27 protein-coding genes are annotated in these 25293 nt (G+C 43.3%); 3 read left to right on the top strand and 24 right to left on the bottom strand.

Translation table 11 applies throughout. From position 1 onward, the window contains the following. Positions 1-29: 29 nt before the first annotated feature. The 8 genes from ABTV07_RS01845 to ABTV07_RS01810 form a co-directional block, all read right to left on the bottom strand. Complete coding sequence (locus ABTV07_RS01845; protein ID WP_433746743.1) at positions 30-1277, bottom strand: hypothetical protein; 1248 nt, start codon at positions 1275-1277, stop codon at positions 30-32. Between the two features lie 131 nt (positions 1278-1408). Beyond that, positions 1409-2785, bottom strand: coding sequence for a VWA domain-containing protein (locus ABTV07_RS01840; protein ID WP_433746740.1), 1377 nt, complete (start codon positions 2783-2785; stop codon positions 1409-1411). Between the two features lie 83 nt (positions 2786-2868). Beyond that, a complete protein-coding gene (locus ABTV07_RS01835) occupies positions 2869-3078 on the bottom strand; it encodes a hypothetical protein (protein WP_433746737.1) in 210 nt (69 codons plus the stop codon). A gap of 58 nt (positions 3079-3136) precedes the next feature. Beyond that, a complete protein-coding gene (locus tag ABTV07_RS01830; protein WP_433746734.1) occupies positions 3137-4072 on the bottom strand; it encodes a type II secretion system F family protein in 936 nt (311 codons plus the stop codon). 4 nt (positions 4073-4076) lie between these two features. After that, positions 4077-5003: a type II secretion system F family protein gene (locus tag ABTV07_RS01825; protein ID WP_433746731.1), complete on the bottom strand. Its 927-nt coding sequence runs from the start codon at positions 5001-5003 to the stop codon at positions 4077-4079. Then, on the bottom strand, positions 4981-6348 hold the full coding sequence (locus tag ABTV07_RS01820; RefSeq protein WP_433746728.1) for a CpaF family protein: 1368 nt from the start codon (positions 6346-6348) through the stop codon (positions 4981-4983). The genes ABTV07_RS01825 and ABTV07_RS01820 overlap by 23 nt, the downstream gene beginning before the upstream one ends. A gap of 15 nt (positions 6349-6363) precedes the next feature. Continuing rightward, complete coding sequence (locus ABTV07_RS01815) at positions 6364-7521, bottom strand: AAA family ATPase (protein WP_433746726.1); 1158 nt, start codon at positions 7519-7521, stop codon at positions 6364-6366. Between the two features lie 26 nt (positions 7522-7547). Further along, complete coding sequence (locus ABTV07_RS01810) at positions 7548-8354, bottom strand: SAF domain-containing protein (RefSeq protein WP_433746723.1); 807 nt, start codon at positions 8352-8354, stop codon at positions 7548-7550. A 562-nt stretch (positions 8355-8916) separates the two neighbouring features. Between ABTV07_RS01810 and ABTV07_RS01805 the strand changes: the two genes are divergently transcribed. Next, on the top strand, positions 8917-9693 hold the full coding sequence (locus ABTV07_RS01805; protein ID WP_433746720.1) for an NUDIX hydrolase: 777 nt from the start codon (positions 8917-8919) through the stop codon (positions 9691-9693). Between the two features lie 56 nt (positions 9694-9749). Here the strand turns inward: ABTV07_RS01805 and ABTV07_RS01800 are convergent, their stop codons facing one another. From ABTV07_RS01800 to groES, 16 genes are all read right to left on the bottom strand, one after another. Beyond that, a complete protein-coding gene (locus ABTV07_RS01800; protein WP_433746717.1) occupies positions 9750-10367 on the bottom strand; it encodes an HAD family hydrolase in 618 nt (205 codons plus the stop codon). 138 nt (positions 10368-10505) lie between these two features. Continuing rightward, positions 10506-10847 (bottom strand): DUF1801 domain-containing protein, encoded by a 342-nt coding sequence (locus ABTV07_RS01795; RefSeq protein WP_433746714.1) that lies wholly within the window; start codon positions 10845-10847, stop codon positions 10506-10508. Beyond that, positions 10844-11014 (bottom strand): hypothetical protein, encoded by a 171-nt coding sequence (locus ABTV07_RS01790; protein WP_433746711.1) that lies wholly within the window; start codon positions 11012-11014, stop codon positions 10844-10846. Before ABTV07_RS01790 ends, ABTV07_RS01795 begins: the two co-directional genes overlap by 4 nt. 110 nt (positions 11015-11124) lie before the next feature. Beyond that, the gene (locus ABTV07_RS01785; RefSeq protein WP_433746709.1) at positions 11125-12378 is read right to left on the bottom strand and encodes an RNA polymerase sigma factor; all 1254 of its coding nucleotides are present in this window, start codon (positions 12376-12378) and stop codon (positions 11125-11127) included. Continuing rightward, the gene (locus tag ABTV07_RS01780; protein ID WP_433751038.1) at positions 12375-12809 is read right to left on the bottom strand and encodes a YciI family protein; all 435 of its coding nucleotides are present in this window, start codon (positions 12807-12809) and stop codon (positions 12375-12377) included. Before ABTV07_RS01780 ends, ABTV07_RS01785 begins: the two co-directional genes overlap by 4 nt. Before the next feature lie 74 nt (positions 12810-12883). Beyond that, positions 12884-13699, bottom strand: a complete 816-nt coding sequence (locus tag ABTV07_RS01775; protein ID WP_433746706.1) for an alpha/beta fold hydrolase — start codon at positions 13697-13699, stop codon at positions 12884-12886. Positions 13700-14022: 323 nt separating this feature from the next. Continuing rightward, a complete protein-coding gene (locus ABTV07_RS01770) occupies positions 14023-15417 on the bottom strand; it encodes a hypothetical protein (protein ID WP_433746703.1) in 1395 nt (464 codons plus the stop codon). A gap of 154 nt (positions 15418-15571) precedes the next feature. Beyond that, complete coding sequence (gene abc-f / locus ABTV07_RS01765) at positions 15572-17302, bottom strand: ribosomal protection-like ABC-F family protein (protein ID WP_433746700.1); 1731 nt, start codon at positions 17300-17302, stop codon at positions 15572-15574. 356 nt (positions 17303-17658) lie between these two features. Next, positions 17659-18156: an LURP-one-related/scramblase family protein gene (locus tag ABTV07_RS01760; protein ID WP_433746697.1), complete on the bottom strand. Its 498-nt coding sequence runs from the start codon at positions 18154-18156 to the stop codon at positions 17659-17661. 228 nt (positions 18157-18384) lie between these two features. After that, the gene (locus ABTV07_RS01755; RefSeq protein ID WP_433746694.1) at positions 18385-18678 is read right to left on the bottom strand and encodes a hypothetical protein; all 294 of its coding nucleotides are present in this window, start codon (positions 18676-18678) and stop codon (positions 18385-18387) included. 228 nt (positions 18679-18906) lie between these two features. Continuing rightward, the gene (locus ABTV07_RS01750; protein ID WP_433746691.1) at positions 18907-20127 is read right to left on the bottom strand and encodes a multidrug effflux MFS transporter; all 1221 of its coding nucleotides are present in this window, start codon (positions 20125-20127) and stop codon (positions 18907-18909) included. A 314-nt stretch (positions 20128-20441) separates the two neighbouring features. Beyond that, the gene (locus ABTV07_RS01745; RefSeq protein WP_433746688.1) at positions 20442-20735 is read right to left on the bottom strand and encodes a hypothetical protein; all 294 of its coding nucleotides are present in this window, start codon (positions 20733-20735) and stop codon (positions 20442-20444) included. A gap of 24 nt (positions 20736-20759) precedes the next feature. Then, the gene (locus tag ABTV07_RS01740; protein WP_433746685.1) at positions 20760-21410 is read right to left on the bottom strand and encodes a permease prefix domain 1-containing protein; all 651 of its coding nucleotides are present in this window, start codon (positions 21408-21410) and stop codon (positions 20760-20762) included. Further along, positions 21407-21733 carry a PadR family transcriptional regulator gene (locus ABTV07_RS01735; protein WP_433746682.1) on the bottom strand — a complete coding sequence of 109 codons (327 nt, stop codon included), beginning with the start codon at positions 21731-21733 and terminating at the stop codon, positions 21407-21409. Before ABTV07_RS01735 ends, ABTV07_RS01740 begins: the two co-directional genes overlap by 4 nt. 330 nt (positions 21734-22063) lie before the next feature. Further along, positions 22064-23698, bottom strand: a complete 1635-nt coding sequence (groL, locus tag ABTV07_RS01730; protein ID WP_433746679.1) for a chaperonin GroEL — start codon at positions 23696-23698, stop codon at positions 22064-22066. 45 nt (positions 23699-23743) lie between these two features. Next, positions 23744-24031 carry a co-chaperone GroES gene (groES, locus tag ABTV07_RS01725; RefSeq protein ID WP_114747070.1) on the bottom strand — a complete coding sequence of 96 codons (288 nt, stop codon included), beginning with the start codon at positions 24029-24031 and terminating at the stop codon, positions 23744-23746. Between the two features lie 307 nt (positions 24032-24338). Between groES and ABTV07_RS01720 the strand changes: the two genes are divergently transcribed. Further along, positions 24339-25082 (top strand): lysostaphin resistance A-like protein, encoded by a 744-nt coding sequence (locus ABTV07_RS01720; protein WP_433746676.1) that lies wholly within the window; start codon positions 24339-24341, stop codon positions 25080-25082. Next, positions 25079-25291: a YdiK family protein gene (locus ABTV07_RS01715; RefSeq protein ID WP_433746673.1), complete on the top strand. Its 213-nt coding sequence runs from the start codon at positions 25079-25081 to the stop codon at positions 25289-25291. The genes ABTV07_RS01720 and ABTV07_RS01715 overlap by 4 nt, the downstream gene beginning before the upstream one ends. Positions 25292-25293 lie beyond the last annotated feature (2 nt).

The raw sequence follows: 25293 nt of genomic DNA, 5'->3' as shown, positions 1-25293 counted from the left end.
CACCTCTCACTTATGATTAATCAATACTTTTATCCGCCAAATAAAGTTTTCTTTGCCCAGCCCCACGCTTTGCTTGCGGCCTTCTTTACCGCCTTGGCAGGCTTGGAGTCCAAGACAGCCTTTCCAATTTTGGTGCTTCTGATTGCTTTAGAAATGCTCTTGCGATATTTATATGCCGTGGCGCCAAGCCATAGCGCTCCTCCAATTACACCGACAGCTGCTCCAACCACTTGTGCACCCGGCAAAGGAATAGTCGCTATCAATACCCCGGCATTCATCATGGTATCACCAACGGCTCCAATCGTCTCCCCCATCGCAGCATCCCGTTCAGCATCGGTTTTGGCATGGACTGCCTCATACCATTTTGAACCGGCGGTTATACCGGAGGTCACGGTTCCTACAGCGGCAATTCCCATATTAAGCCTGGAAACAGGTTTAAAAATTTCACTAGCAGTTCCGCCGTAACGGGCCAAAATGCTAGCTGTCCCCTGCGCTGAAGTACGACTAGCGTTGTTAAATGCTTTACCAGCAGCTAAGCGCGCTATTTGATTTGCTGACTGGGCAGTCGCCGCACCATGCGTATAGGTGTCGTAAGCATCTCCGGTCCATTCCCAGCTCGTTCCTTTTACTCCCACTTTATAAAGGGTTGTTGCCATTCCTAATCCATAGGAACGAAAGGATTTCCCAATAATGTTCCCTTGTCCTGGCAACTGCGGATTTTCCGCAAGCTGGTTTGAAAGGTCAACCATATCTCCTGCAAAAGCAGCAGTTGTCCCTCCTACATCATTCGCTACAAGGTTCATGGCATCAACCCATGAGAAATCGGGCTTTTCATCCTTTTTAGCAGTCGGCTTAACAGCATGAACAGTCGCATCCAAATGGTTTAACTCTGGACTGTTCAGCTTTCCAGGTCTCGCCGGTGTGAACGTTCCGTCTCCATTCGGTACCAGCACGGTTCCATCAGGCATTTCTATAGGTCGTACCGGACCTACTGGCCCCAAGTACGTATCCGTGCCTGGTACTTGTTTCAGCCAAACATCAGCGTTTCCATTAGACGGATCCCCTTTGAGAGAAAAAGGATCAACGTCTAAATTAAATGGAGTCACTTTATTTAAATGATACGGGTCAACATCTAGATTGAATCCTTTAACATTCAAATTAAACGGTTTAACATCTCCGGCAGCATAAACAACAAACGGGAAAAATTGAAAGGCTATGATGATTGCAGCCAAAGTTCCAGCAGCCAGTCCCCTCCACCTTCTGAATCTTTTTGACACGTTCCTCTCCCCTGTTCTATTAATTTGGTAATCTATTAGAAAAAGTTATTCAAAAAATCAGACAATCCTTTGCTTGATTTTTTGAACCCCTTTTTAGGTTTTAACAGGGGCAAGAATGCCCCTGTTAAAAATCAATTCCCGCTGTTCTGTTTATACTTTTCCTCAATCTGCTTCTTCATTTCTTCATAAGTGAGGTCGTTGATGTTATGGAGGTCTTTTGCAAATTCATTCTTCAATCGGATAATCATTCGTCTCCGCTCGTGTTCTTTATTTGAAATGTATCGATAATTTTCACCCGTCAACACTTCTTTTTCATCCCGCATATAAAGCAAAGCATTAAGTATGTTGACATCTTCCTCTAAGCTCTTTTTTGACCAATCACTATCAAGAGCGAAAATGTCATACGTACGATGGAGATTTGTGCCACTTGCTTCAGTATTAGATTTAATTTTCCATGTCTCCCACTTCTCAGCAATTTCCTTCGCATTGTTGAATTCATTCTGCAGCTCTGATTGGTCGGTTACATTGGCATAAAGTCCATCTGCAGCTTCTGCGACTGCTTGAAGCTGCTTTTGTCCTGCTGCATCGACATCAAAGCCGATGACATTCACAATTGGTGCTACATTGGATTCTTTTAATTCTTTTGCTGCTGTAACAGGGTCTCCATCACATGTTTCTATCCCGTCACTTACGAGATACACGATATTGGTATTGTTTTCTTCCGGATACGCGGATAAATCCTCTTTCGCTTTCTGAAGGGAAGCAGCCACTGGCGTCCACCCTTTTGGTTCGAACTTGTTCAAAGAATTCTTTAACTTACTCTCTTCATAAGGAGCAAAGGAATACAGGAGTTCATTGCTGCTGCAGGACATTTGCTTATCGCTGTCAGAACCGCTTCCTTTGAAACCGTATACGCGAAGTGCGACATTGGCATTTTTCGGAAGGCTCGCTGCGAATTTAGTGATGGCTTCCTTAGCCAGCTCCATCCGTGATTTCCCACCAATTTTCTCTGCCATGCTTCCACTTGAATCAAGGATGATTTCCACATTCAAATGATCTTTGAATTGATAGCGTGGATCTTTGATGTCAGGGTTGCCGAATGAATTGACTTTCATTTTTTCGAATAGATAGGTAGGATCCTTATAATCCTTGGCGAAAAGGGAAACCAAGGTTCGCCAGTAGGCATCCAGCACTTCTTGATTTGCATCCTCTTTTAATTTTGGAAGCTTATCAAGCCTTGCCGTAATCTCTTCTTTATTTTCTTTGAAATTCTTATTGGCGAATGGACCAGAAGGGTAGCTGGAAATCTCTTTAACCGTTTGAGGCAGTTCAGGCGCTTTCTTCAACTCTTCGTATTCATCCTTAGCTATCTCTTTTCCGTCGGTATTCTCTTTTTGATTTTCGGCTGGAGGCAGCTCCTTTTTCTCAGGGGATGCCTTTTCATTGTTCTGGCAGGCGGATAATAATAAAAGCAGTATAGTGACCGCTAAATACAGGAGCTTTTTCAAATGGTTTTCCTCCCTTGTGAACCTTGTTGTTTCCAATATGTATAGAGGGGAACAAATGATGTTCCCCCTGTAAATTTTATGTTTTATCCCTGTAACATGTCCGAAATCTTTGTGAAGATCGACTGGACCATGCCGCTAATGCCAGACCCTTGGCTACTAACTGCAGAAGATAAAAGTGTAACAATCGTGATGATGACCGCTGCTACCCCAATCCATTCAAGCGCCTGAGATCCTCTTTCGTTCTTTACCATTCCTTGCATTTTTACGTAAGTGCTGATCATGAAGTCTTTCATAGTTAATTTCCTCCTTGTTTTTATAAATAGTTTTATTAAATCCTTCAAAAGATGAAGGCTACTTCACTAAGTCAAAAAAGCTGTTATGGCCAAACAATAGGTTCATCACCATCAGCCCCCCAATAAGGAGCATGGCTGTCGGCGCAACAATAAACGTTGTAATCAATGTGATTTTCGGAGAAGCTTTGGCCGCTTTCTCCTTCACTTGCTCGCGCCTTACTTCCCGCATATCATCTGCCTGAAGTTTAAAGGTCGTGGCTATGGGAACTCCGAGCTTGATACCCTGGATCAAAGATTTGATCAGCGTTTGAAACTCAGGGTTATCGTTCCTTGCAAGCAACTCTCGGTAGGACTGCTCCCTAGGTACTCCTAGATCAATTTCATATAGGAACCGGGAAAACTCCTCTCGCAATGGACCGTCAAAGAACCGGATCACTTCCCTTAAAGCCTGGTCCAATCCAATCCCTGCCTGAAGGCTGACACTCATTGTGTCCAGAAAGTCAGGCAAATCGTAGCGCAATTCTTCCTGGCGTTTTTTCGCCTGCCGCTTAACGATGAATATCGGTGCTGCATAACCGAGTATTGGCAGGAATGCTAAAGCAAATTGAGACAGCGGGAATTGAATGATAAATAAGACAATCCCAGCAATCAGTCCGGCAAAAGCCAGGAACATCTTAATGCCTTGGAATCTTTCGACTGTTAATTCAAGAGGATTCCCTGCTTTTCGAAGCCATTCGTCCACTTCATGGTTTTCACTGAAAAAGTTGATCCGCTGTCCAATGGATGAAAAGTCGTCCGCATATTTGGTGACTCTCTTCAAAGCTTTGGAGGACAGCGTTTCTTTTCTTCGATACATATCATCAGGAGATTTAAGCTGTTCCTCCAAGTGAAGTGATAGCTGCTTCTTCCTGGTTGTATACAGATACCAGTTCCGGATGCCTAATACGACAAAGAACCAAAACAATATGACACAAAGGAGTATCAATGTATCCATTTCATCACACCCTTATGTTCGTGACTTTTCTTACTAGAATGAATGAAAGAACTGTGCCTATGACGAAGAGTACCCCAAGGATTGCCCCTGGCACTGTTGCCAAATTATCAAGGAACCCATCGATCATCTGATTCATCATCAGTAGAATGAAGACAGGCATAGCCGGCAATATGTAGGAAATGAATCGCTGCTCGGCAGTCATCGTCTTGATTGTCTGATTGAGGATCTTCCTGTCATCGAGGGTTCTGGACATCTCATCCAACACCGCATGGAGGTTGCCCCCCGCTTTTTTCTGAATCAACAGCGTCGCGATGAATAGTTTGAAATCCCTCGATTGATTGCGTTCCTGCATGGCTCTTAAGGCTCTTTCAAAATCAACCCCCAGCCTCAGTTCGTGGGAAAGCTGCTGGAACTCTTCTTTGGCAGGGGAGTCAATCTCGTAAGCTACCATTTCAAGCCCTTGCTGAATTGTCATTCCGGCACGAACCGAGTTCGCGAGCAGCCGGCAGATTTCAGCAAGCTGGCTGTTCAATCGCTCCTGGTATTTATTTTTCCTTACCAGGAATAAAAGGAAGTAGGTGGCTGCCACTGCCCCAAGCGCAATCAGCAAGTTAATCGGTACATCAATCTTAAAGATTGTTTTAGAGAAGACTGCGATAGCACCGCCGCCCACAATCAGCATTCCGTAAAACTCTGATGGTGTGAGTGGGATGTTCGCCTGTCTCAGCTTCTTATGCATCGGCTGGGCTAGTTTGCCTTGGTCAAATTTATCTCCCCAGACCACAATGAAACTCTTTCGTTTCTCTCCAGAGTCGAACCATTTTCCGACTTTCTGCCGCCAGGTCCTCTTTTCAGCCCTATATCCCATATAGCTGTATATACCGAAGATCCCTATCAGGACGGCCAAACTATAAAGTATAGCTGGAACCAATGGTCTTCACTCCTTTGCTTTGAAAAATGGAAGGATCGATTTCTTGGCCAAAGACTCTTAATCTCTCTAAACAATTAGGGATGATGCCTGTGGGGACGAACTGACCTTTGACAGTTCCATCCTCATCCATTTCTATCCGCTGGAATTTGAAGATTTCATTGACTACTATCTTTCCGTCCTCTGAAGTGAACACTTCTGATATTGACGTGATTTTCCTGGTCCCGTCTGTCAACCGCTCACCCTGTACGATAAAATCAATTGCACCGACGATATATTCCCGGACGATATGCGTCGGCAGGTCCATCCCTGCCATGACCACCATCCCTTCTATCCTTCTGAGAGCATCAGCAGGAGTATTAGCATGGACCGTCGTCAACGATCCTTCATGCCCCGTGTTCATCGCCTGAAGCATATCGAACGCCTCAGACCCGCGGACCTCCCCGACAATGATTCGGTCGGGTCTCATCCGAAGGGCATTTTTGACAAGCTGACGGATGGAAATTTCTCCGCTGCCTTCCACGTTTGCCGGCCTTGCTTCCATTCCTACTACATTCGGACGGTCGAGGCGAAGCTCTGCTGAATCCTCAATGGTGATAACGCGTTCCGCTGCTGGAATCTCACTTCCCAATACGTTCAGCAAGGTGGTCTTCCCGCTTCCAGTCCCTCCAGAAATAAGAATGCTCATTTTGGCTTTCACAATCGCTTGAAGGAAAGCGGCCATTTTGGCTTCCAGTGAATCGAATCCTAGCAGATCCTTCATCTTGAACGGCTCTTTCCTGAACTTCCGGATGGAAATCAAGGTGCCGTTCAAACTGATTGGAGGGATGACCGCATTTACCCGGCTCCCGTCTGGCAGTCTAGCATCGACCATTGGAGAACTTTCATCAATCCTCCTACCAAGTGGGGCGACAATCCGATCGATGACATGCCGGACATGGCGCTCATCCCTAAACGTGATGCCTGTCAGCTGAAGCTTACCCGTCTTCTCGATGTATACTTCTTTGTGGCCATTGATGAGAATCTCCGTAATATCCGGATCATTTAAGAGCGGCTCCAAGGGACCGTACCCAACAGATTCATCTATGATTCTCGTAAGTAAGAATTCCTTGTCCTGCCGGGAGATGATCACCTTTTCTTCACTCATGAATTGGCTGACAAGCTGCTCAATCCGCAGCCTCATCTCCCCTTGGGATAAACTCGTCAATGCTTCAAGATTCGTTTCCTTCAGGAGCCTTGCTTTATAGTGCTCTACGAGTTCATCAATATAGGGATTTATTTGCGAGTAAGATTCCGTACTTGAACCTTCTCTTATTCTATTGCTTCTATTTCTTTCAAAGAGTGCCATAGGATCACCTTAGTTTTATCCCAGTTTGGAAAGGACCCACTTTCGGATGTCTTTTGCAAATTGGGTAATCTTTTTCTCGTTCGCTTCTTTCCGCAGCGGCTCCCCTTTATTGATCAGGGGCTGCAGCCCTTTAGAATCGCGATTCAACTTTGCTTCAATTGGAAGTGAAAGGAAATTTTTAATGTCGCCGACGTTCAGTTCATTATCTTTCCCGATTCCATTGACAATGAGTTCAAACCTCTCATCCATTTCAACGCCCAATCTCTTAAACAACTGTTCTACCTGCTTCAGAACTTGAAGGGAAGGCGTATCGAGATTCAGGACATAATAGATTTTGTCTGACTCCTCCAGAGCCGTGTAAGTCGCTTCATTCATATGGACAGGCAAGTCGACGATGACAAAGTCATAGCTCCTCCTGCAAGTCCGGAGCAATCTTGAAATGAATTCATCAGGAAGGCTTTCTGCGACTTCCGCATCTTTCGGGCTCAACAGCACCTCAAGTTTAGAATGGTTTTCACGCTCAGATACATTCCGGATATGGCTTTCATTTAATTCATTGATGACAGGGGTTAAATCTGCCAGCGAACGATTGGATTCAATCGATAGGTATGTCTCCACCCCGCCGAATTGAAGGTTGAAATCTATTAATAGGACCTGTGCTGTAGATTCCAGCTTCAATGTCTGAGCGAAAGTCGATGCAATCAGGGTGCGGCCGCTCCCTCCTTTTCCGCTGTAGAAAGAATAGATCTGCCCCCTCCCTCTTGTGAAACTTTGGCTGGATGCTGCAATTTCTTCCGCACTTTTCTTCCTATCCACTGCGGATTGGATAATGCTATCCAGCTTGCTGTTGAGAAGGGTCATTTCATCGGGGAAGACGAAAAAATCTGATGCACCTGCCCTTGTCACTCCGCGAAGCAGATTGAAATCCTGCGTCAAGGAGATAAAGACTACCACTGTCATCGGATTTAAAGACTGGATGAATTGAACGGCTTCAACTGATGAATCGTCCTTAGGCTGAACAAGGAAAACGATGTCAGGTGCCATCCGGTCAATTTCTGTCTTCAAATCTTCATATTGTATGGCATCCACTTTTTTATACTCGGATAAAATCAGTCGGAGCTGATCTTTCATCGCCTCATCTTCACTGATGATCAATAGTTTATTTTCAATCATAGGCTGTCCTCCGAAATTTGATTATGCTAATTCTTATTCGTTCCTGTTCCTGCTGCCGGCTTCGTTGAGGCAGGCTTCTTTTGTGAAGTTGCCGGCTTCTGCTTGGCTGGGGTTGTCGTCTTGGATTGATCTGGCTTTGCAGCTGCAGGAGCTGCTTTTTCCGGCTGCTGCGTAGTCGTTTCAGTCACCGTGGACTCAACATTTTCATCACTGCTATCGCCTTTTCCGACGTTTGCTTTAAGGATGCGGATACTGTCTGCATAGTTTTCCATATGAATCAGTTTAGGAGCATCTTTTTCCGGGACTTCCACAAGGGCTCCCACAGTTCTTCCCTTACTGTTGCTTACGCCCCTCACAAGTACGTCCTTCATGAATGTTGTAGTAGAAGGCTTTCCATCAAGTCCTTGGGACACTACGATATCCACTCGGTCAAGACTTGCCAATTGCTCATCGAACATGACCTTTTCATTTCCATACACTGCGACGAGACGATTATTTTCATTTGCGAGTTCCGCTGCATCCTTGGTCATGCCTGTAGTCAACATTCCTCCCTTAGCTACAGGGATTACCAGAACTTTTCCCATCATATCCTTTGGCTTTGTGATATAGTCTGTTCCCTTCACAAACCGGTTCGGAATCTCTTTCGTCTTCACTTGATCAGGTGTGAGGACTGTCCTTGATGGGATATCACGAGCTGCCACATAGATTTTGGTCATCCCTCCCAAATCGGCATTAAGCATTTTCACTTTCTGTAAAACAAAAAATCCTGCTGCAAATGCGAGCAATAACGCTAATGTTAAAAAGATAATGGCTTTTCGTTTAGACTCTAGCATTAATGTACCTCTCTTTATTGATGTTGATCTCCCAGAGATGGGAATATAAAACAGAAATGGTTATTTCATTTCCTATAAATACCTCGATTTCCTAAAAAAGAAACACAATTATTCAAAAAAATGTCACAAACGTCCTTATATGTATTTATCACCAGTTCATTTTTTGGTCAAATTCACTCAGGAACTTGTCGAAACGTGTCTGTTATTTTCTTACTATTTTTACTCTCATTTCAAGATAATTTACAGGTAAATGGTAGGACAGGTCGGCGTGGGTGGATGGTGATAAAAGTATGAGAGGTTGTCATTTTACATGGGTTTTTATTACAAATATTAAATTTTATAGGTATTTGGGAGGTATTTTGAAACAGAAATCGTTTTATACGTTAAAGCGAAAAAATGTTAGAGGATCAGGATGTGGGAGGGGGTATTTGTAAGATATTGACCTTTGTTGCGCGTTCTCCCCATCCTGTTGCGAGCGACTTTCTAAAAATCGAGTCATTTCCCATTTAAAAGGAAAACAATGCCCCTATGTGGAACTATATGAAGAAGGGGGAATTCAAATATGATTTGTAGAAGAATTACTTATAAAGTTAACCCGGGGACGCTGAACGATTTCAACCACTTCTTTCATTCCTATATCTATCCTAATTACTTGAGCCACGGTGCAAAATTAATCGGGCGTTGGGTGAATGATAATAAAGATGAGGTCATGGAAGTCTGGAATTACCACAGCATGGGGCATTACGAACAAGTTGAAACTCTCATCAGGAATAGTGAGCTCAACAAAATGGCAAACGAAAAAAGGACCGAGACGGGAGACCTTTACATCGACAGGAATGAAGATTTCTTATCTTCAACGGCAGCCTATCACGTCCCAAGACATATCGTCTCGGTCAGCGGATATATCACAAATGATGCAGGCGAAGTATTGCTGGTCAGGAATTTCCACCGATCAGATACTATGGAAATGCCCGGTGGCCAAGTCGAAGAAGGCGAAACGCTGGAAGAAGCTGTTCATCGGGAGATTTTCGAGGAAACCGGAGTCAAAGTTCATTTACACGGGATCACTGGCATTTATCAAAACATGACGGCAGGTGTAACTTCTGTTGTATTTAGAGGAACGTATACATCTGGTGAACCTAGACCGGCTGCAAATGAAACATCGGAAGTGTCATTCACTGAATTAAATAGAGAAAATATTCACCACTATATTACAAGGGAGCAATTTAGAAGCCGGACCCTCGATGCCATGAATGCTAATTATTTACCTTATGAAACATTCAAGGTTAAGCCATACGAACTTCTTAGTAGATACGAGGCCAAGAAGCAATATTGCTAATTAATAAAAGGGAGTGCAAAGGACAAATCGTCCTTCAAGCACTCCCTTTTCATTCCTCAGAACAACCTTAATAGATCCCTGAATTCATCGATCACATAATCATACTTCTCAACTTCTCCAAATCCGTACCGTGCATAAACGAATGGGATGCCGGCTGATTCCGCCGCTTTGCGGTCCCCTTCCGTGTCGCCTACATAAACGGGGCTCTCCAAATGGTTTCTTTCCATGATCAGTTTGATATTTTCCCCTTTGGACAACCCTGTACGGCCGGGATTCTCAAAGTCTAAAAATAACGGGTCTAATTTGTGATAGTCATAAAAGGATTCGATATATCCTGCTTGGCAGTTGCTGACGATGAATAGTTTATATTTCTTGGAAAGGGTATTGAGCACCTCTTCCACGTTTTCATAAACGCTCCCGCCTGATTTTTTCAAATAATCGCATTCACTATCACAGCATGCCTGCAGGAAGACTTCCCGTTCCTCTGCCGATAATGAAGGAAATAGAATCTCTCCGATTTCTTTCACCTGCAGCCCCATCGTCTGTTTGAAATCTTCCACTGTTAACGGTTGATTCAATTTTTCATGCTGCTCAATCTTTTCATTCCAGGCTTCTAACACGGTTTCCCGCGAGTCCCACAACGTTCCATCTAAATCAAAAATGATGCTGTCCATAAAAAATCTCCTCATTATATACATTTAATAATCCAGTTTCTCTTTTTCCATTTTACAGGAAGGCTGCAGCCGAATACCAGGAAATCATAGTAACAGTCCTATTAAAAAGAAGCATGAGAACCGTCCCCCTGCTTCCCTCTACAAAGTCTCTGATGCTTGTTTTAACAAAGAAACAAGCTGATCAGCATCAACTGATTCTCCCTTGCAGAGCTTCATCGTTTTCCTTTCGGGAGGTCCTTGGAACATTTCTTCAGGAAAATCTAGTTTTAATGGATTGAAAATGGTGAAGCTGACTGCTGCTTTTGATGTGGAGATGACTGCGGCATACTTGCCGTTTTTTAAGAAATGCGGCTTTTTGTATTGGATGCGTTCCTGTACATCAGGTATAGCTTCGTGGACAACTTCCCTGAGATTATTGGCCAGTTCGATCTGCCAGTTTTCATTTAACATATTAATAAAATCCGCTACTTCTTGATTCATTTGATCTTCCTCTCCTTTTTTCTTGGATATTCGGTATTTCTTAACATCATCTGCTGCTCCCTTAATGAGGATTCCATCACCTGCAACAGGGGGCTCTTATTGGCTTCTATTGCGGTGGAATCCCCTTCCTCCAAAGACTCTTTTTCTTTTGATATGAAGTATTTCAAAAACTTCTCCTCCTTTATAAAAGGAAGTCTTGAACATCAACAGCTCCCTTTACTTACACGACGAATCCTTTTAGGATATTTCGACATGCCGAAGAAAAATTTTATGTAGTTTATTTTTTTCCGCATTCCATCGCGCGTCTACGCAATAAAGTCCCTTCACGTTCGTTTCGAGTCAATGAAGCAGCACGTTCAAATTCTAAACGTGCCTCTTCATACCTTTCCAGCTTGAATAATAAGTCTCCTCTGACGCTCGGCAAGAGATGGTAGTTCTGCAAAGTTGGATCATTATTCAGCTCATCGACAATCTGGAGGCCAAATGCTGGGCCGAATGCCATCGAGATTGCGACTGCGCGGTTCAGTTCCACGATTGGGGAAGGCATTACCATCGATAAAGCCTCATATAGTGCGGCAATTTTTGGCCATTCCGTTTCTTCAACGGATGCCGCCTGAGCATGACAGGCAGAAATGGATGCCTGCAACGCATAGGGGCCAAGTGATCCGCCTGCTCTTTTGCTCCGTTCAAGAGCAGCCAATCCGCGCCTAATCAACAATTGATCCCACTTTGTGCGGTCCTGATCCATTAAGAGAATCGGCTGCCCTTCTGAATCTACTCGTGTTTTAAATCTTGAAAATTGGATTTCCATTAAAGCCACTAGACCGTGCACTTCCGATTCCATCGGGGCTATCTCTGCCAAAACCCGGCCAAGCCTCAATGCTTCTTGACAGAGCAACGGACGCATCCAGTGGCTTCCGGAAGATGCAGCATACCCTTCATTGAACATAAGATAAATCACTTCAAGCACCGTCGACAACCGCTGCTTCATGTCCTCTCCCACGGGCACCTCAAATGGCACTTCCTTTTGTGCCAGGGTTCTTTTGGCACGTACAATCCTTTGTGCAATAGTCGATTCTGAGGCGAAAAAGGAATGAGCAATTTCTTCTGTTGTAAGTCCGCATAACAGCCTAAGTGTCAGGGCCACTCTAGCATCTTGCGACAAAACTGGATGGCAGGTCATAAAAATGAGGCGAAGGAGATCGTCGCCAATCTCCCCATCCACCTCATCTAAGTTTTCCTCAGTAAATAAATCTGTATTTTTAGCTGCTTCTCCGTATTTTTGATCCTGCACTTTTTTCCTGCGCAAATAATCAATCGCTCGATGTTTAGCCGTCGTCATCAACCATGCTCCCGGATTTTCGGGAATTCCACTTTCCGGCCATTTTTCAAGCGCCGCCACAAAAGCGTCATGGGCAAGGTCTTCCGCAAGACCGACGTCCCGCACCATGCCTGTCAGCCTTGCGATCAGCTTTGGAGACTCAATTTTCCAAATCGCTTCAATGGTCCGATGTGTTTGAGGAATACTCACGCTTTCTTTAGCTCCTCTACTTGTTTCCGAAGGGTATTTTCCTTTTCAATCAATTCAACATCATCCGTTAAATCAGCCGCTTCAAAAACCTGCCTAAGCTCAATCTCCCCTTGGCCAAACCCATGTGGATCCGGCATCCTTAATGCCCATTCAACTGCTTCTTCTCTGGATTTCACTTCAATCAATGTATATCCAGCAATCAATTCTTTCGCCTCGGTAAATGGACCGTCGACCACTTTGGGTTTACCTCCCGCTTCCGGATAGGAAATCCTTATCCCGTTCGAGCTTGGATGAAGTCCATCTGCAGCAAGCAAGACACCTGCTTTAACCAATTCTTCATTGTATTTCTGCATCGCCTCAATCAGCTCTTGGCTTGGCATCTTTCCAGCTTCTGAATCTGCAGTCGCTTTTACAATCATCATAAATCTCATCATCTTTTCCTCCTTAATTTTCATGTGAATTTTTGATTTCATAACGTCATGGCTGAAATCGACAAGTGCAAAAATTATCTTTGAGCTGCCATAAAAAAGGCTGTAAGTTCAGGAGAGATTTTCTTTGTATTCAATTTCTTTGTATGCCCGAGTCCTTTTTTGCTTAATAGCTGTGCATTCGGGAGTGCACCGGCCAATGCTTGAGCGCTGTTCCTCAGAGAGGAAGGGCTTTCTGTTCCTTCTATAACAAGCGTGGGAATCGTGACGCCTCTCCAATTTTCAGCCGGCAGCTCCTTTCCTTCCATGTAGCCATCCAATATGGCTGCATCATACGGAAGGGTATGAGCGACTGCCATCAGATTCGCCCAGACCCCAGGCATCATGCGCATCATGCTCACAATGAATGATGGAGCCATCATCCCTTTTGTCATGAAATACTTTATTGCCTCCGCCCGGTCATTATTGGCAATCAGTTCTGCCGTATGCTGCCTGAAATTTTTTGGCGGCTTCCGATCTTCTTGTTTTACGATGAATGGAGGTTCATGCAGTGCCAATTTTGTAATATTCAACCCTGCTTCTGCTCCCCTCATAGCCAGTGCAGCGCCTGAAGACAGCCCCCAAACAAATGCCGATCCACCCGCTTCCTCAATCATCGCCTGAAGGTCTTCCACCTCCCGCTCCACTTCGTACGAATGGGCATCGCCGCTGTCCCCACGTCCCCTGCGGTCATAGTTGTACACGGTAAAATACTCCGACAGCATATTTGCAAGCTCAACCTGCTGCGGGAATTTCCGGTAGCTGAATGCCCCTGCCACTAATATAAGCGCCGGTCCATTCCCCATTTTGTCATAAGCAATATTCGTTCCATCTTTTGAAATAACGGTATACATTCCGTTTTCCTCCTCTGTCATCCTAAGAATTTGTGATTCTAATAAGACAACGAACGGGTATTTTCAAAATCGACACACTCAAAAACTTTTTTTAAAATTTTTTTGAGAAATTCACAACGCATTCATCTTACATTTAAAATACTCCAGCATATCCAATATTTCCTCTAAACATGAGGGACAATTTGAAGTTCTTCTGCAGTTGGGACAGGATGCATTTGCGCATAAATAAAAAGCGCGCTGAACAAGTTTTGTTCAGCGCGCCAATATCTAAAAGCATGAGTTCAATTCGGGATTTGGAAGCATGAGAACCGTCCCGCTGCTTCCTATGCATGCTTCTGAAGCTGCACACATAAATCGCGGTAGGCTTCTGATTCCTGGATCATCCCCTTCTCCCGATAGATCTTGGATACCCATTGGACTGGATGGGGATCAGCGGGCTCGAGCTCCATTTCCCAGCTAAAACACTCGAGGGCTTTATCCAGCTGCTTAAATTCGTAATACATTTTTCCAAGCGTTTGCATTTGGTCTAAGTCGTCACTGATCTGATGCATCGTATCTATGGTTTTAAAGATCCGCAGTATTTCATTATTTGCTTTCAAAGGCTTGAGCCATTCCTTCATATAAGCTAAGTCATTTGTTTTTAATAAGGTAATGACGAATTTATTCAGAAGCTGCTCGGATTTTTCCGGGTACGAATGCATGACCGATTTCAGCAGGGTTTGTAATGTTTCGGGCTGTATTGAATGTGTTTCTGGATCCATCTGTTCCAACATGTCGCCCAGCAGTTGAACTTGTGCGCTGTCCAGGGTGAATTCATGGTTATTGACCATTCGGAAAACCCCATCGGTATGATGGCTTTGTAAGTATCTTTTGAATAAATCCTTTTGTAAAGGAAGATAGGAAGGGATTTGAAGGGATAATTTTTCTAAAATATCCATCGTTTCATTTTCGGTAAAATGCTGTTGAAGCAGATTAGTGAAGGTGCTGTAATGCTCAGCAGAAGGGATTGAGGTTAGCTTATAAATGTACAGGGCAGTCAATTCGATCCAGCGGGATTCTTTTTCCAGCAGTGAGGCAAGCTGCTCGAAACAATAATCATCATGTTTTTGGGAAAATAACATGTTTTCCGCAGTAAGCAGATCTTTCGCCATCAGTTTCTCAGGCTTTTCAGTGTAGAGATTGGCAAATTTATTGAACATGATGTTATGGGCAAGCTCTTTTACCAAACTATGTTTCGGTGCAAAATCCATTAAAATGCGGACGATTTGGTAGCCGAGAAACATCTGCCCGTTTCGGCGGTATGTATAATAGATGGATTTCAGTTCTTCAAATAGTTGTTTTTTAGGAATGACGGATTCAAAAAATGTGAGAATGAAGGCTTTTTCCTGCGGAGTATATAATGTATCTAATTTTCTCAGTAATGGTTGAAAACTGTTGATCTGACAGGGGTGATTGGAAGTAATCAATGAATGGATGAGCGGATGAGGTGATTGGATAACGATGCCTTTTTTATAAGCCTGTTCAATGTAGGAATGACGGGCAACTCTTTTCGCTTTTTTCGCAGTGAGGAAACGGGATTTATAAAAGAACAAATAGTACAATTCATTGTCCCCGCTAATCGCTTCGATGATCTCCCCTTGCAAATAAAATGCGGCGTTTTGAGGCTGCAGCTGAATCTCTTTATGATGATCATACAATTTAATCTGATTCTCCATCATATCCAAACCCCTTTATTATAGTATTTACTACTACTACTATAACATAGTTTGGATGTGGAAGCGTGGGGACGGTTCTTGTGCTTCCGAAGTTCATGGGAAGCATGCGAACCGTACCTCTGCATCAATGAAAAAAAGGGGGACAACTCCCCCTCCATCACAACAATTTCTTCAATCCACGCTTCGCTTCCATGCACGCCGCCAGCTCTTTATCGATGCGGTTATATTCTTCCGTATCCCTCACCAAGAAACTAATCTTGCCCAGAAGCTCCGTCATTTTTGTTTCCACTAGAGCCAATTCTTCAAGGACATTTCGTTCTTCCTGTGAATGTACGTTCTTTTTTCGTTCCTCATATTCTTTCAATCCTAGATCAAAAGGCTGGATCATTCCGTTTTCAATGACCAGCAATTTATTACACAGCTTTTCAATCAAATAGCGGTCATGCGACACGATGATCAAGGTACCGGTAAACGTACTCAGCGTTCTCTCCAGCTCTTCCCTGCTCGGCAAATCCAAATGGTTGGTCGGTTCATCTAAAATCAACAAGTCATATTCCATCAGTATCATTTGAATGAGCTTGATCCTCGTCCGCTCCCCCAGGCTTAACTGCGAAATCGGCTTCTGGAGGATTTCCTGCCCGATCCCCATCGTTGAAATGAGGGTTCTCGCTTTCGTCTGCAGATGCTTCTCTGTCAGATCCAAATATTCCAAAGGCGTCTTTTCGCTTGGAAGATCGCTCACATCCTGCGATAGGTAGGCGCATTTCGTCGATTCACTGATCCATAGTTCACCGCCCGTAAGCGCCTCTTTTTGAAGCAAGATATTGATGAATGTCGTTTTCCCGGCTCCATTTGGTCCAAGCAAGCCGATCCGTTCCCCATGCTTTACATAAAAATTGCTTTTATCAAACAGCAAACGGCTGCCAAATTCTTTCTTGATGCCTTTTGCTTCAAGAATCCGTTTCCCCCGCTTGATGTCTGACTCAAATTGAAACGTAACGGATTTCTCTTCTTTCGGCTTCTTCACTTCATTCTTTGATAATTCCAGATTCAGCCGTTTCATCTTAGACTTTACCTGGTTATCGGTTTTCTTCGCCTTAGCCCGCTCGAATTCGCGCAGCCCCATCTGGCGGTTTTCCGAATCTGATCCGCCTTTTCCCGCTTCGCGATGGGCTTTCGCTGACCACTCTTTTAAATTGGTAATCTGTTTTTCGATCATCTCTACCTTCCGCTGCTGCTTTTCATAATCCCGCTTATTCTGTTCATACCTTCTTTGCTTCTCCTGTTGATACGCGGAGTAATTCCCGTCAAATATCGTAAGCTCGCCATCTTCCAACTCAAATATTTTCGAGACGGTTTCATCTAAAAAGTAGCGGTCATGAGAAATGATGATGGCAGCACCCGTGTAGCTTCTTACCTCATCAATCAGCCAGCCCACCCCCTGCATATCCATATGGTTGGTCGGTTCATCCAAGATCAAGAACTCCGGCGAATTCGCCCAGATTTTCGCAAGAGACAACTTCAGCTTTTCTCCGCCGCTCAAGTTTCCAAACTCCTCTTGATCCAAACGATCCTTCGCCAGACCAAGCAGCTTGCTCGTCTCCATTAACTTCTCCCCATCATTCAACAGTTCAGAATCAATCGATAGTGAGTAGTCTGTCGACTGCGGCAAGTAGCCGATTCTCAAATTTGCCGGCCACATCGTCACGGATCCTTTGTCAGGCTTCATCATGTCCATAAGAATTTTTACAAACGTTGACTTCCCTGCACCATTCCAGCCGACAAGCCCGATCTTCTCCCCTTTTCGTATTTCAAATTGAACATCCCGCAGGATCTCCCGTTCTCCAAAACTTTTCTGCAATCCTTTTCCTTGTATGACCATTGTCATAACTATCACCTCTGTTTACGTTCTTTTTGAGAGGTTTTTTAAAAAATAAAAGCCTCTCCAAGAACCCTGGAGAGGCTAGATCTATATCCATCACAAATAAACTTGCGCACGTTTAATTCCATACAAATAAAGGCACAAAAAAGCTTTGTGTATATTTGTACTGCAAACGGCAAAGGCTCGTATGGACAGACTAATCCTATTTCTCCAGGTTCTCATTTTCATATTCATATGAGTGTTATCCCTTCCAAAATAAGATCAAATCCACATTCGCTCAGTACCATTCCTTTTCTAGATTTCAAACTTTCATCATTAGTATATTTTTACATGGATAGGAATGTCAATGATTTTTTGTAAAGTTAATCAGTCGCTGCTGAAGAAGCAGCTGCCTGGTCGGCCTTCACACAATCAATCGCCACAACCAATGCAATAAGAATGGTCTCCATCTCATCTTTCAAAACTTGGACCCTGTAGCTGTCGCCCCAAGTGAACCATTCTTTGCTCACCTGACCGATGACTTCCCCATTCTGCAGGACCTGAAAATCCATATCCAGCCAGTTCCCCTCAACCTCAATTCCCGCAGCATCAATCGTGTAGCGTGCTTTCAAGAAAGAAAACTCTTTCTTGATGGTCAATACTTCCTGCCCATTTACCTCTACAAAAAACTTTGGCAAAAAGCTCATGACCTTTTTCGTGACAAGAGCAACCTCTTCCCCATCCGTATTCATAACGGAAAACGTCTTTGGGATCTTCAAGAAGCTCCCTTCAACATAATAAGCATCATTCTCCTCTTGATCCTTGACCGTAAACTTGCTGTTCAAACTGAACACCTTTTGCTTAATATAAAGCTGTTTCATCCTGCACCCCTCTCCCACAATAAAAGAATATTCCATTAATTACATTTTAACACATGGGACATGGGGACAGGTTTACTGTCCCACTTCCACTGGCAGCCAGCAGGCATTTCCGGATTATCACCATAATAGAAAAAGCCCTGCACCACCACCACCAAGGTGATACAGGACTTTATCGGATTAATATTTATATTGGAAAGCACCAGTACGGCCACGTCTAATACTCGGCTGCTACATCACGACCTGCTTCTTCGCCTCTGCAGCCGCCCGCTCAATGGCGTTCACCCACTCTCCTGCTTTATTCACTACATAGCGCACCTCATGCCCCTCGTGTGTGGTCACTTTCAATCCATTATTGATCAGTGGAAGCCCCAGCAGCCTAGAGCGTTCACGCTCCACTTTCGAAATATCCGTCAATGGAAGATACGTTTCCTCTCTCTGAAAATTAATAGCATGAGGCTTATGGTGAAGCATTTCTGAACTCAGGTATAGCTTGCCGCCAACGGCCTCTTTGCCTTTCCACATGTTGGCTAACCCCTCACGAATGTAGTGCGTTTCTTTCATTCATCATCTTCCCTTCGCATTTAGAATATTATTCTCCGATTCTGATGCCTTTACAAGAAATCAAATCTGCCCGAATGAAGCTATCACTACACAATACCCAAAAATCCCCAAATTAACATACTTCATTCTAAAAAAAGATGCTCCCTGTTCAATACAGGAAGCATCTCATACATTCGAGAGAAAAGTTCATTATTGATAAAGTTTTCTCCCTGAATTTAATTTAACGGAGCCTTTTTTGGCTAAGACAAAGTAAGATAAAAAGGCCAAGAAGCTTGCGGAAAACATTACAATTCCCATTGGGATCGCTGTATATTCCCCTGCAATTCCGACTAATGGAGATGTCAGGGAGCCTAGCAGGAATGGCAGCACACCCAACAGCGCCGACGCACTTCCAGCCATATGCCCCTTGGTTTCCATTGCCAAGGAGAAAGAAGATGTCCCGATGATGCTGATGGACATAACCACAAAGAAAATCGGAATCGCAACAGCAATCAATGGTGCTTTTAAGATTAGCGCAAAAAGCAGCACCAATGCAGCTGTATTAGAAAGAAGCAGACCGATCTTCAAGAAGGTTTTCTCAGTAAAAATCGCAAAGCGGCCAACAAGCTGAGTACCAATGATCAACCCGATGCCATTGACCCCAAATAGGAAGCTAAAGGTTTGAGGCGAAACGCCGTATATATTCTGATAGACAAAGGAAATGCCAGATACATAGGCAAAAATGCCGGCGACAGTAAAGGCCTGTGTAAAGGCGTATCCTGCAAATTCACGGTCCTTCAGCAAAGAACCAAAGTTTCCAATAACTTGTTTAAAATTACTTGGAATACGCTTCTCAACAGGCAGCGTCTCCTCCAGTTTCATCGTAACCGTCAACGTTAGAATTAGACCAATGCAAGCCAGGACAATGAAAACACCTTTCCAATTAGCAAACTCAAGGATCAAGCCACCAGAAATCGGAGCCACAATCGGACCGAGATTCCCGATCAACATCAATGATGCAAAAAACTTCGTTAGTTCCCTTCCGCTATAAAGATCCCGCACAACGGCTCTGGAAATAACAAGCCCACCCGCTGCCGCAAACCCTTGAATAAAACGGGCTACAATCAAAGTGTAAATATTCGGTGCCGCAGCACATGCCAATGAAGACAGTAAATACAAGCTAAGAAAAATAATGAGCGGCTTTCGACGGCCCGTTATATCACTTAACGGACCTATCAGCAATTGCCCTAAGCCCAACCCCAGCAAGCAAGTAGTCAAACTGACCTGCACCAGAGAAGCATGCGTATGGAAATCATTCACAATCGTTGGAAACGAAGGCAAATAAGTATCTATCGTAAAAGGACCAATAAGCGAAAGCGACCCTAATAAAAGAGCAAGCTGCAGCCGCTTGGACTTTGATAAAGTATTCAAATCTATATTCCCCCATCTAGTTGTATAATAAAATCACACTTTACTAAGTGTATAACTTTAAACATAAACTTTCACTAAAAAAGTTTTGGGACATGGGGACAGGTTTAGTGTCCCACTTCAATTGATGTGAAGCAGAACCGTTCCCCCCGCACCTCTCACTTTCCAAACAAAAAAAATCCCCGAACAAAAAAGTCCAGAGGGATTTCAAAAGTGTATGGCCAAAAGCTACTATGACAGGTTCTCATATGACCCAAGCAGTTGGAAAAGTCGGTAGATATAACCCATACATCCTTCACACTACCTATAGTTAATAATTAACCAACCATAATAAGGATTCCATAAATGAAAACCGCTATAGGGAAAATAATAAAAACCAAGTTAAATAGTTGAAAAAATCTCAACAAAAGAATCCGATTTTTCCCTTCTAACTTTCTAATGTATATAAGAGACATCAAACCGATTATAGGTGTAAAGAAACCCGTTACTCCGTAATTTGGATCAGAGGCATCGATTAATTCTTCAATAAGGAATGCCGAGAATAGTAGATTGATAGCGAATAATATCAGTGGAATCAGTATACTCACTTTTTTCATCGTAATATCAAGCAATTAAACAACCTCCTTACTATAACTTTAATTAACCTTCGTTCTCTTATAATTATTCTTATTGCGTACAAAGAGCAAAGTAAACAGCTGCCTCGAGATGATGTATGCAAATGCACCTATTGGAATGGCATACAAGTCCAGCCACAAGCTATCCTGATATTGTTCCGGATGTTTAAACAACTGTGGCGTTTGAATTCCGCCAACTATCAATGAAGGCACCAAGAAGAACAGCCAAGGGTTTAACACCCATTTCACCTGTACCAGACTGGAAATGGCTTCATACAAAACCTCGCCTAACCCGGCGATAATGGTCACTATGAACATTCCCATCAACACACTGTATGCTGGTAAATGATTGTCAAATTCCGGGTGGTAGTATTCCATAGAAGAATAGGAAACAAGGCATATAAACCCAGTAACAAAAATAACACTCCACACAAATCGAATTGGCTTATAATAGGGAAAAAGTGTCCTCTTTAGCTGGCGATTCAATTCATCTTGATTACCAAAGGATTTAATTGCGTACCGGATTGCTTTTTCTTCAGAATATTCTTTAATGATAAGTTCTTTGACATGGTCCTGAAGGTGTATATAAATCTCTTCCCTTAATTCCTTCTGTTCATCGTCCGGCAAATCCAAGGTGATTTCATTTACATACTTCTCGATTATCTCCTTCACGATAACCCCTCCACTGTATTTTCAATTAACTTATTGATTTGTTTCCAGTTCAGCAGCTTTTCCTTCAAAACAGTGCGCCCGGTTTTGGTAATTGAGTAATATTTCCTCCGGCCGCCATCCGATCCCTGACTCCAATACGATGTCACACATTCCTTTTTCTCCAGCCTCTTTAAAGCAGGGTACAGTGTTCCCTCATTCATATGGTAGGCATCATCACTTAATACCCGTAATTTTTTTGTCATCTCATAACCATAACAATCCGCTTCCGCTAATAATGAAAGCAATAATATTTCAATACTGCCCTTCAGAAGCTCCCTGTCCATGACATAACCTCCATTTATTTACATTAACATTGTATAACTATTTACATCGTATAACAATGCATTTATAGAAATAATTGCCATTAAATACAATCACTATCATTTCAAACAGAACAACATTAAAAATAGCGCATTCAATGAAAGGACAATTCAATTTGAGTTATTTTTTTAAAAATGAAAAAGCCTCCTTAAAAGTTAAATCAACTAATGAGGAGCCTTTTTACTTTATGTTAGCAATTTGTTAGCAAATTACTTCAAAACCCTAATTCAAAACAAAAAAACCCCCGAACCAATAAGGTCCAGAGGGATTTTTCAAAAAGGTCTGGGCAATGATTACATCATTCCGCCCATTCCACCCATACCGCCCATGCCGCTCATGTCTGGCATGCCGCCGTTTTCTTCAGGGATGTCTGCTACTACTGCTTCAGTAGTTAGGAACATCGCTGCTACGGATGCTGCGTTTTGAAGGGCTGAACGAGTTACTTTTGTTGGGTCAACGATACCGGATTCGATCATGTTTACCCATTCGCCAGTTGCTGCGTTGAAACCTACGCCGATTTCTTCGCGTTTTAGACGGTCTACTACGATAGATCCTTCTAGGCCAGCGTTGTGGGAGATTTGACGGATTGGCTCTTCCAATGCGCGAAGAACGATGTTTACACCAGTTGCAACGTCGCCTTCTGCATCGATAGAAGCAACTTTATTGTATACGTTCACTAGAGCTGTACCACCACCGGATACGATTCCTTCTTCTACTGCTGCGCGAGTAGAGTTCAAGGCGTCTTCGATGCGAAGTTTGCGCTCTTTCAATTCTGTTTCAGTTGCTGCACCGACTTTAACCACTGCAACACCGCCAGCTAGCTTAGCTAGGCGCTCTTGTAGTTTTTCACGGTCGAATTCAGAAGAAGTTTCTTCTAATTGAGCGCGGATTTGGTTAACGCGGGCTGCGATTTTATCAGACTCGCCAGAACCTTCAACAACCGTTGTGTTTTCTTTCGTAACAACAACTTTCGCTGCACGGCCCAATTGAGTGATGTTTGCAGATTTAAGATCCAAGCCAAGATCTTCAGTGATTACTTCACCGCCAGTAAGGACGGCAAGGTCTTCAAGCATTGCTTTACGGCGATCGCCGAAGCCAGGAGCTTTAACAGCTACTGCATTGAATGTTCCGCGAAGTTTGTTCACTACTAATGTAGCAAGTGCTTCACCTTCAACATCTTCTGCAACAAGCAATAATGGCTTGCCTTGCTGTACCACTTGCTCAAGGACAGGAAGAATTTCCTGGATGCTTGTGATTTTCTTGTCTGTGATCAAGATGTATGGATTTTCAAGGACTGCTTCCATTTTGTCGGAATCAGTTACCATATATGGAGATGCATATCCACGGTCGAATTGCATACCTTCCACTACATCAAGCTCTGTAGAGAATCCTTTAGATTCTTCGATTGTGATAACGCCGTCGTTTCCAACGCGCTCCATTGCTTCTGCAATCAATTGGCCAACTTCTTCGTCAGCTGCAGAGATTGCTGCAACTTGTGCGATGGAAGCTTTGCCTTCGATTGGCTTAGAGATCGCTTTAAGTTCTTCAATAGCAGTTTGAACCGCTTTTTCGATTCCTTTGCGAAGTCCAACCGGATTTGCACCAGCTGTTACGTTTTTAAGGCCTTCACGGATCATTGCCTGCGCAAGAACCGTTGCAGTTGTTGTACCGTCACCGGCAACATCGTTTGTTTTGCTTGCTACTTCAGCTACAAGCTTTGCACCCATGTTTTCGAATGCATCTTCAAGTTCGATTTCTTTCGCAATTGTAACACCGTCATTTGTGATCAACGGAGAACCATATTTTTTCTCAAGAACCACGTTGCGTCCTTTTGGTCCAAGCGTTACTTTTACTGCATTTGCTAATTTATCTACACCGCGAAGCATGGAACGGCGTGCTTCTTCGCTGAATTTAATTTCCTTAGCCATTATGAAACAACCTCCTCAAATTTTATCGATGAATGTTGAATTGGATTATTTGCCTACTACTGCTAAAATATCGCTTTCGCGAAGGATTAAATATTCAGTTCCTTGGTATTTCACTTCTGTACCAGCATACTTAGAGAAGATGATGCGGTCTTCTACAGCTACTTCAAGAGCCACGCGCTCTCCGCTTTCTAATACACGGCCTGTACCGACAGCAACGATTTTACCTTCTTGCGGCTTTTCTTTTGCTGAGTCTGGCAGCACGATTCCGCTAGCCGTTTTTTCCTCTGACTCTACTAGTTCGATAATGACGCGGTCACCTAGTGGTTTTAACAAGTGAAACAACCTCCTCAGAAATAATATGTAATTGGTTATTTATTAGCACTCTTACTCATTGAGTGCTAACACAATTATTATATTAAATAACTCATGCCCATTTTGCAAGCGGGAACCCATAATTTTTTTTGAAAAAAATCCTCCAAATTTCGCGTACCCCGTCCCCTTTTGGCACACCTTGATAATATATGCTTATCCAATGGCTTTATTCTGTTATTATCGAGGAATGGTTCAAATTTGAACATGCAGGGGATAACTAGTAGAATGGACAGTGATTTCACTTTATTCGGAGAGGAAGTCAGCCACTGTGAAAAAAGAGTATGGCTATATACTGATTGCCTATATCATCATGCAGCTATCCAGCCTGATCGGATATCCGCTTGTCAATAAAATCGGCACCTCTGTATTTGATGTAAATGAGAATCGGATGGAGTCATTGACTACTGTCATTTGGATTGTTTTCAGCTTCACCGCTGCTCTTCTTTATGTACTGTTCATATTGCGAAAAACCGAAAAACATACCAAAATTGACAAAGCTGAACCGCTTTCCGTTGGAGCTTCTATCCTTTGGGCCATTGGCGGGGTCTTCCTTGCGTTCATTGCCCAGTCTGTCGCCATTAATATAGAAGCGATGCTCGGGATCAAAATGGGTTCAAAAAATACAGAAACGATTATTAACATTATCGAGGCCGCTCCGATTGTCATCTTCGTCAGTTCGGTAGTCGGACCTATATTGGAAGAGATTGTTTTTAGAAAAATTATCTTTGGAAGTCTGTACGAAAGATTTTCGTTCTTTCCATCTGCACTCATCAGTTCTTTGATATTTGGAATCGCTCATTTTGAGCCTATCCATATCATTTTATATACGGCCATGGGCTTTACGTTTGCCTTCTTATATATACGTACAAAGAGGATCATCGTTCCCATTGTGGCCCATGTCACGATGAATACCATCGTGGTGGTCGCACAATCGGTCTTTAAAGATGATATCGAGAGAATGATGAACGAAGCAGATAAGATCCAAGGATTCATTGGAGGATTTTTCACATGAGGCCGTCACCATTATTTTCAGGATTTTTCTACTGCGTTTTAGGCGTATTCTTCACGATCTTCGCCATCCAAAATGTCAATGACCACGGCTGGGGATTCTTTGCATTCATCCTTGTTTTCCTGGCTACCCTTGATTTTGGATCTGGAATACGGATGATCATGCTGCATTTTCGGATTAAACGTAAACTGAATGAAAGCAAAAAGAAATAGAC

Origin of the sequence: Falsibacillus pallidus (assembly GCF_050990905.1) — a bacterium.
In the GTDB taxonomy this organism is placed as follows: Bacteria; Bacillota; Bacilli; order Bacillales; family DSM-25281; genus Falsibacillus; species Falsibacillus pallidus_A.
Note: the sequence above shows the minus strand (reverse complement) of the source record. Positions and strands in the feature narration are given on the sequence as shown.

What these genes read in the sequence shown, in the direction of transcription:
- ABTV07_RS01800 (WP_433746717.1), bottom strand. Translation starts at nt 10,367, where the DNA reads ATGGACAGCATCATTTTTGATTTAGATGGAACGTTGTGGGACTCGCGG.
- ABTV07_RS01715 (WP_433746673.1), top strand. Translation starts at nt 25,079, where the DNA reads ATGAGGCCGTCACCATTATTTTCAGGATTTTTCTACTGCGTTTTAGGC.
- abc-f (WP_433746700.1), bottom strand. Translation starts at nt 17,302, where the DNA reads ATGACAATGGTCATACAAGGAAAAGGATTGCAGAAAAGTTTTGGAGAA.
- ABTV07_RS01755 (WP_433746694.1), bottom strand. Translation starts at nt 18,678, where the DNA reads ATGTGGAAAGGCAAAGAGGCCGTTGGCGGCAAGCTATACCTGAGTTCA.
- ABTV07_RS01760 (WP_433746697.1), bottom strand. Translation starts at nt 18,156, where the DNA reads ATGAAACAGCTTTATATTAAGCAAAAGGTGTTCAGTTTGAACAGCAAG.
- ABTV07_RS01735 (WP_433746682.1), bottom strand. Translation starts at nt 21,733, where the DNA reads ATGGACAGGGAGCTTCTGAAGGGCAGTATTGAAATATTATTGCTTTCA.
- ABTV07_RS01835 (WP_433746737.1), bottom strand. Translation starts at nt 3,078, where the DNA reads ATGAAAGACTTCATGATCAGCACTTACGTAAAAATGCAAGGAATGGTA.
- ABTV07_RS01810 (WP_433746723.1), bottom strand. Translation starts at nt 8,354, where the DNA reads ATGCTAGAGTCTAAACGAAAAGCCATTATCTTTTTAACATTAGCGTTA.
- groL (WP_433746679.1), bottom strand. Translation starts at nt 23,698, where the DNA reads ATGGCTAAGGAAATTAAATTCAGCGAAGAAGCACGCCGTTCCATGCTT.
- ABTV07_RS01770 (WP_433746703.1), bottom strand. Translation starts at nt 15,417, where the DNA reads ATGATGGAGAATCAGATTAAATTGTATGATCATCATAAAGAGATTCAG.
- ABTV07_RS01815 (WP_433746726.1), bottom strand. Translation starts at nt 7,521, where the DNA reads ATGATTGAAAATAAACTATTGATCATCAGTGAAGATGAGGCGATGAAA.
- ABTV07_RS01795 (WP_433746714.1), bottom strand. Translation starts at nt 10,847, where the DNA reads ATGAATCAAGAAGTAGCGGATTTTATTAATATGTTAAATGAAAACTGG.
- ABTV07_RS01830 (WP_433746734.1), bottom strand. Translation starts at nt 4,072, where the DNA reads ATGGATACATTGATACTCCTTTGTGTCATATTGTTTTGGTTCTTTGTC.
- ABTV07_RS01805 (WP_433746720.1), top strand. Translation starts at nt 8,917, where the DNA reads ATGATTTGTAGAAGAATTACTTATAAAGTTAACCCGGGGACGCTGAAC.
- ABTV07_RS01780 (WP_433751038.1), bottom strand. Translation starts at nt 12,809, where the DNA reads ATGAGATTTATGATGATTGTAAAAGCGACTGCAGATTCAGAAGCTGGA.
- ABTV07_RS01775 (WP_433746706.1), bottom strand. Translation starts at nt 13,699, where the DNA reads ATGTATACCGTTATTTCAAAAGATGGAACGAATATTGCTTATGACAAA.
- ABTV07_RS01820 (WP_433746728.1), bottom strand. Translation starts at nt 6,348, where the DNA reads ATGGCACTCTTTGAAAGAAATAGAAGCAATAGAATAAGAGAAGGTTCA.